At 42.0% G+C, this 6226-nt stretch carries 4 protein-coding genes; 1 reads left to right on the top strand and 3 read right to left on the bottom strand.

Annotated features, from left to right (window positions below):
* Positions 1–330 precede the first annotated feature (330 nt).
* From B9Y87_RS04555 to B9Y87_RS04545, 3 genes are all read right to left on the bottom strand, one after another.
* On the bottom strand, positions 331–2217 hold the full coding sequence (locus B9Y87_RS04555; RefSeq protein ID WP_085496545.1) for a cytochrome-c peroxidase: 1887 nt from the start codon (positions 2215–2217) through the stop codon (positions 331–333).
* 115 nt (positions 2218–2332) lie between these two features.
* Entirely contained in the window at positions 2333–4003 is a 1671-nt protein-coding gene (locus B9Y87_RS04550; RefSeq protein ID WP_085496543.1) for a metallophosphoesterase, read from the bottom strand.
* Positions 4000–4869 carry a tetratricopeptide repeat protein gene (locus tag B9Y87_RS04545; RefSeq protein ID WP_139827144.1) on the bottom strand — a complete coding sequence of 290 codons (870 nt, stop codon included), beginning with the start codon at positions 4867–4869 and terminating at the stop codon, positions 4000–4002. Before B9Y87_RS04545 ends, B9Y87_RS04550 begins: the two co-directional genes overlap by 4 nt.
* Positions 4870–5273: 404 nt before the next feature.
* Between B9Y87_RS04545 and B9Y87_RS04540 the strand changes: the two genes are divergently transcribed.
* Entirely contained in the window at positions 5274–6134 is an 861-nt protein-coding gene (locus tag B9Y87_RS04540; protein ID WP_085496539.1) for a helix-turn-helix domain-containing protein, read from the top strand.
* The last annotated feature ends 92 nt before the right edge of the window (positions 6135–6226 follow it).

The following is a 6226-nucleotide window of genomic DNA, read 5'->3' as shown; positions in this document are numbered from 1 at the left end:
TGCGGGATTTCCAACTCCCCTTTCTTCCCCCGCTGTTGGCGAGGCAATTCATTCCCCTCTTCGTTCCAAGAGGGGAGCCGTTAGTTTTAGCGTACAAAAGGAGTTCTTTCCCGATTGTTCATGACTAGGCCCGACCGGACACGGCAGTCACTTCGACATGAGCCCTTTTTCGGGCGATTGAGAAGTCGCACATATTTGGTCAGAGCCACTTATGTGATTTAGCTCATGCCGTAATTGTTTTACGGGAATTCGTGAACCTTCGGTTTATCATATTCATTCGAAATGACTTTTTTGGCAACTTTCAACTTTCAAACATTGAACATAAACCAATTATTCCCCACCATCCCCATATTCGGATACATCCGTAAGCGTTTCCATAAAGGCAATAATATCCTCCATTTCCTGCTGGGACAATTCCAAAGGCGTATCTGGCAAGGTTTGGTTTTCCACCTCCAAGCCCATTCCGGCGCCTCCACCCAAGTTGTAGAACGCCAAAACATCTTCCAGGGTAACAAATAAACCGTTATGCATATAGGGTGCTGTCAAGGCTATATTTCTGACCGTAACCGTTTTGAACGAATTTTTCAGAAAAGGATGCTTGTCCATTTTTAGACCATTGCCCATTCGCCCCAAATCCGTATCCAACTTAGGGGCAATGGAATCAAAACCCTGGGTAATGCCCAACACCTCCGATTCCGATTCCAGATAAAAAGGAGGAACGGTACCATTGAAGACCGGTGCAAAATGACAACTTCCACAAGCCGCTTTCCCCATAAACAGATTAAATCCGCGTTTGGCATTCTCGGGATACTCCTTGGTTTCATTGCGCACATATTTATCGAACGGACTATTGAAGGATTTTAAAGAGTTTACATAGGCCGCAATGGCATTGCTTATGGAACGCTGATTGATATCCTCTTTGGCAATACCGCCATAAGCCTCTTTAAACAGTTTGTTGTAACGTTCACTTTTATTGAGTTTAGCAACAATCGCATCAAAATCGGTATTGAACTCCAGATCGTTATCTATAACGTGTATCACTTGTTTTTCAAGATCCAATGCGCGCATGTCCCAAAAATAGCGTGCGGAATAGCCCGCATCCATCAATGTGGGGGCATTCCTATCAGTAAAAACCCCTTTTTGATTGGAGACACTTTTGGGCAAGCCATCCGAAAAACCCTTGTTGGGATTATGGCAGCTGGCACAGGACATGACATTGTCCTTGGAAAGCTGGGGATCCCCGAACAACAGTTTCCCCAAGGCAATGGTCTTGGGATTGTACAAAGGCAGGTACACCAGTTCCGAATAAAAATCCGTATTGAGAAAATCTTTGTCGAAAAGATTCTCGGCCTTATAGTTTTGGGCATGCTTTTTATAGGGCTCCAGCATAATCTTGTTGGCATTTTGAAATTCCGACAAGGCTGCATACAAGGGGTTGACCACCTCCTTTAAAAAGGCCAACCTATCAAAATCATTAAAATGGGTATTGGCTTTTAATATGTTCTTTCCCTTGGTAAAGTGTTTTTTGATGGCTTCAAATTCGTTCTTGGCTTCAGGGGCCATCCCTACTTCAAAATATAGAAATGTGGTTTCCATACTTTGCCAGCTCACTACACTTTCTTTCAACCCGTTTACAGATCCTGGAGTATCATAACCTGTTAGTCCCAGGGTAAAGATCCTAACGATGCCAGAGCGGATGCATTCAATAATTTGGCTCGACTTTAAATGTACCGGTAAATGTATATTCGCTATAAAATCTACCCTCTCTTTGAGTCCGTTGGCCAATACTTTAATGTGCTGCAAATTTTCGTTGGAAACTGAATCATAAACTGCTTCATCCAATGCCTGTAAGCCACCAGGTGGAATCACTTTCTCTGCTTCAAAATACTCGCTTACCTTGGGCAAAGGGGCACCATTGATATACGTGCCATTGTAGAAGGTTTGGTAATAATCAAAAATAAACTCGATCTCCTTATAGACCAACCTGGTTTTTTCAACCTGACTTTTCAGCCCCTCCCATTCGTTCACAGAACTTGCCTTATTGACAAGGGTGGCCAATGCATCGACTTCATTTTGAAACTTGATAAAATTGGCCGTATATAGTGCTGCTACCTTTTCCGGAACAATATCCTTTTGGTACGGAATGGCCATTTGCGCCCCGGACAACATCAGCAGGCAAATAAAAAAAGTCCCCAATAAAATGCTTGTCTTCCTCATTTTCAACGACCGCCTTTTACCATTATCTGGGCTTTTTAATACATCTGGCCTTGCTTAAAATCCATATAAAGGCTTACTATGGAAAGGTCATTTAAATATAACCCTTTTGGCCCAACTATTCTATGGTAATCGACTCGGTATACGCCCTTTTGCTTGTAATGACTTCAATTACATACATGCCTTTTGGCAGCTTGCCCACATTGATGGTTTTCTTACTGGTTTTCTTCACCAATTTCCCAATGTTGTTATAGAATTTGACTTTCTTAAGCTTGTCATTCTTATCTACCGTAAGCTTTACCACATTCTTGTCGGCATCATACATTAACCCATCACTTTTATGTCCAGAAGCAATGCCATCCGACTTCAACGACACCCCTGATTTGTTGATGGTGAAATAATCCTCAATGTCATCATTTTCCCTAATAAATTTTACGGTCAGGTTCTGTCCTCCCCTACCGTCATCTTCCACTTCCATAACACAGGAGCCCAGTTGATTCAAGGATACGGACATGGCCTGGTGATTTAGGTCGCCCCCAGATATTTTACCAGCAGAGCCCGTAGTAATATACACAGCACCCTCCGCAGCCGCACTGGCTTTTTGGTAGGCGCCATTGCTATCCACTTTTCCGTCCCCATAGCCATTGGATCCTACGGTATGACCACCCTTCGAAATTTCAGCCGGGTTAAAGGTATTGGCAAAGCCATAATGTCCGTTCAAGAAGTAGGAGCGCTCATAAGAGTGGCTATGCCCGTTTAAGATAAGGTCCACTCCGTTGGCCTCCATCATGGGCATAAAGTTTTCCCGCATTTCTATAAGTCGGTCTTCGGTATCCGAGTCATGAGACCCTTTGGTGTATACCGGATGATGAAACAAGGTCACTATCCAATCCTGTTTGGTGTTCTGTATATCGGCCAAGGTCCAGTTGTACATGGCGCCCCCAACTTCGCGACTCGTATGATGGGAATCCAATATGATAAAATGGATGTTGGCATAATCAAAGGAATAATAGGCCTCTGTTCCCGAGGCTGTACCTCCAGCCTGGGCAGCAGTTGGGAAGGTAAATATATCATAGTAGGGACCGGATTGTGTAGCTGAATCGGCCGACTTCCCATCGTGGTTTCCCAAGCAGGACCATGCCACGGATTTTTTCAACATATCGTCATAAATATCGAACAGGGCATTTTGATATTGCTCATCCGTACCACTGCCATAAGCGTTATCCCCTAAGAACAACATCATATCGGTCTTACCCGTATTTTTGGGAGCAGCGTCCACATAATCGTAATAGGCATCCCGTACGTTTCGTTGGTTATTATTGGCCGTACCGGCATCACCCAGAATCCATGCCCGCACAAATTGTTTGGTACCTGCTTTAGGGGCTGTTATGATGTACATATCACCAGAAGCACTTTCGGACAGCACTCCTGCTTTATTACCAATATTGAAATAATATTTGGTGTTGGGGCTTAGACCGGAAAGGCTAACCTCATGTTCCGTGGTCAAGGCCGAGTTGCTTGCTTTCTTGGATAACGATTTTAATGATTTTCCGTAATGTACCACGGATTGGGTTGCTATATCCGTTCTCCATTTTACCACCACAGAGGTTGGGGTGCCACTCTGTAAATAAGGACCCCTTACTACATTTACCGCAGCGGAATGCTGTGGAAGACCTACAGCGTTGGTTACCGCAACAGCACTTACATTGGGAAGGTCTACATGGGAGGTTTGGGCAATTGAAACCACCGAATATAGGGCAGCTAGTAAAAAGGTACTTTTTTTGATCATGATTTTTGGTTGTTAATGGAGCTTTCCAAGCTTTTTATTTGTTCTTTTAATTGTATTACGGGACTCATATTTTTAAACTTGGTATCCAATTGCTCAATGGCAACCGTAGCCAGTTTTAAGGATATAAAGGCCTCATGTGGTCTATTTATTTCCGCCAAATACCTGGCCTTTTTATAATACCAGAATTCGTTTCTGTTGTATTCCAGGATAAAATAATTGTATTGTTCCAAGACTCTTTCGGTTTGTCCCGACTCTTTTAGGTAGTCCAATTTTTTAAGTTGGAGCGATATGGTGTGCGGACCAAGTTGGTCCAGTCCATATTGGATGGCCTCCAAAGCCCCCTTATAGTTTTTGTTGTTTTCGGCCAGTATGATGTTGCAGTATTCCAACACATCCTCGGGCCGAATGTCCTTCATATGATGGATAACATAGCTGTACCCCTCCAAGGATTTTTTATAGGATTGAAGCTGGAACAATATTTGGGCCTGCAGTTTTTTAGCGCTTAGATCCCTGCTATTCAATTCCAAATAGGCGGCTATACTTTGTAGGGCCTCGGTGTGCGCTGCGGTTAAAAAGTGAACCTCGGCAATTTGATAATATAGTTCTTTGGTTGTATTTCCCAAGGATTGGGATTTATGGTAATCTTCCAGGGCAGAGTCGTATTCCATGTGCTGTTGGTACAAGAGTCCTCTTTCAAAGTACAGTACAGAATTGTTGGGATCTTCGGATATGGCTACCGTTTTTTCCGCTATCCGCATACTCAAATCCCCATGGGCAAACATGGGCATGGACAAGGACAAAAACAGCAATATTAGTAGCGTTCTTTTCATCATGTACTGTAGATTCCCCTTCGTATTAAAAATCATTGCCAATGGTTAATATAATTTCCATTTTTCCAAACTTCCTCCATACCATAAAATTTAAAAGAGAGACAACGCTATGGAGGTACATTTTCAACCTATGTGGCCCCCACTTTCGTTTAAGTTCTCATTTTAAGATGGAATATTATCATTTTTAAACGGCTCCAAGGCCCCGCTATCAAACGTATTGAAACAATATTAAATGTGTTTTTCCAACGCGTTAATTTTTTGTTAAAAGAGTACGAAATGCCTTTGGGCAAGCACTACAAAAGGAATGGTTTTTTTAAAAAAAAGTCTAGCTGCATTTATCCTAAAAAATAGGAAGAATTAAAGAGTTTCACTTAATTTTATATGAGCAAATAGCATTTCCCCTAGGTATATAACTTCATGGTCAATAACACTTAAATGCAATGCAAAACATCCCCATAAGGCAACTTCCCGAAAGTAATCAAGAGCCAACCTTAGTGGGAAGTTTTAGTATTAGAAGTCTCGAAGCCATCCTGGACGGAAAGGAGTTGATGGAGGAGCTACACCGACATGATTTTTTTCTAATGCTCATACTTATAAAAGCTAATGGGCTACATGAAATAGATTTTGTCCCCTATAAAGTCGGCCATTATTCCATCTTTTTATTAAGGCCTGGACAGGTGCACAAACTACACCTTAAACATGGCAGCACTGGTTATTTGGTTCAGTTTAAAACAGAATATTTCCTCTCCCATAACAAATCTTCCCCACAGTTATTGCGCAAGGTGGGCAACCAGAACCACTATCCGTTAAATGCCGATCTCTTTAAAAAAATGGATCCCTTATTATCATCCATTTTATTGGAATATAACGGTAAGCAGGAAGAATATCATGAGGTCATCAAAGCCAATCTCAGTATTTTGTTTATACAACTTTTAAGGCAGCGGCAAGATCCCGATCCAGACCAAACCCTTACCCCATATCAGCAGGAGAAACTCGAGAAGTTTTTGGAACTGTTGGAAGGGAATATTACAAAATACAAGCAAGTTTCCCAATATGCGGACTTATTGCACCTTAGCGTGTATCAGCTCAATGCCATAACCAAGGCATTATTAAACAAAAATGCCTCACAACTCATAAACGAATATTGTATTCTGGAGGCCAAAAGAAATTTATTGGCCACCGTGAACCAAGTGAGCCAGATTGCCTATCATTTAGGCTATGAGGATGTCTCCTATTTTATCCGGTTTTTTAAAAAACACACGGGTTATTCGCCCAATGCTTACCGACAGAATTTTAGTTAAGTACCATTCAACTTCAGTTCTGTCCTATTATGGATTTCGCAGTTGAAATTACTTTTACAACGGAAAATAATCCAATGTAGCATTAACAACAT

This window comes from Arenibacter troitsensis (genome assembly GCF_900177645.1).
GTDB lineage: Bacteria > Bacteroidota > Bacteroidia > Flavobacteriales > Flavobacteriaceae > Arenibacter > Arenibacter troitsensis.
The sequence above is the reverse complement of the archived record's forward strand: the minus strand, read 5'-3'. Positions and strand labels throughout refer to the sequence as shown.